The organism is Pseudoroseomonas cervicalis ATCC 49957 (assembly GCF_000164635.1).
Lineage (GTDB): Bacteria > Pseudomonadota > Alphaproteobacteria > Acetobacterales > Acetobacteraceae > Pseudoroseomonas > Pseudoroseomonas cervicalis.
Genome location: NZ_GG771182.1, coordinates 1 through 677, shown reverse-complemented (window position 1 = coordinate 677; position 677 = coordinate 1). Strand labels below are relative to the sequence as shown.

Here is a 677-nt window from a genome sequence, read left to right as displayed (position 1 = left end):
CGAAATCCCGCACCCGCGCGATCAGCGCCGCGCCGCTCTCGCCGCCCGGCGGGGCGAAGCCCAGCGGGTCGGCCGCCCAGGCATCCAGCGCGTCGCGCGGCACCGCATCCCAGGGCCGGCCTTCCCAGGCGCCGAAATCCAGCTCCAGCAGGCGCTCGTCGAAGGCGACCGGGCGGCCCTCCGCCAGAGCTTCCGCCAGCACATGGCAGCGGCGGGCGGGGCTGCTGAACAACGGCGCCTGCGCGAAGCCGGCCAGCGCCACGCGCAGCGCCGGCAGGTCGGCCGGGCCGGGTTCGAGGTCCAGCCGGCCATAGCAGGTGCCCGGCGCCACCCGGGCCGGGGCGTGGCGCAGCAGCGCGTAGCGCGGGGCCATCAGCCGGGCAGCGCCACCGCCAGGTCCATGCAGTGGGACAGCTTGCGCACCACCCCCTGCAGCCGCGGCCGCGCCTCCTGCAGCAGGTATTCCGGGCTGACCAGGAAGGAGGGCGCGCCGCAATTGACCACCATCGGCGGCAGCCCGCCGCCCGGGTCGAAGCCCAGCGCGATGGCGTTCACATCCTCCTGCCAGTCGCCGAAGGAGCAGCAGCAGCCATACTCCGCCTGCTCGGCCAGGGCGCGCTCCAGCGTGGCGCGCAGCCGCGCCTGCGCCTCGGGCGCCGCGCCGCGCAGCAGCGCGT

General features: G+C 76.7%; 1 protein-coding gene and 1 pseudogene. Both read right to left on the bottom strand.

Annotated features, from left to right (window positions below):
* Positions 1-373 (bottom strand): histidine phosphatase family protein (locus tag HMPREF0731_RS22465; protein WP_007006573.1); only part of this gene is annotated, 373 nt, incomplete at its 3' end.
* Positions 373-677 (bottom strand): annotated as a pseudogene (locus HMPREF0731_RS22460) (IclR family transcriptional regulator); the annotation flags it as partial. The gene HMPREF0731_RS22465 and the pseudogene HMPREF0731_RS22460, both read right to left, overlap by 1 nt.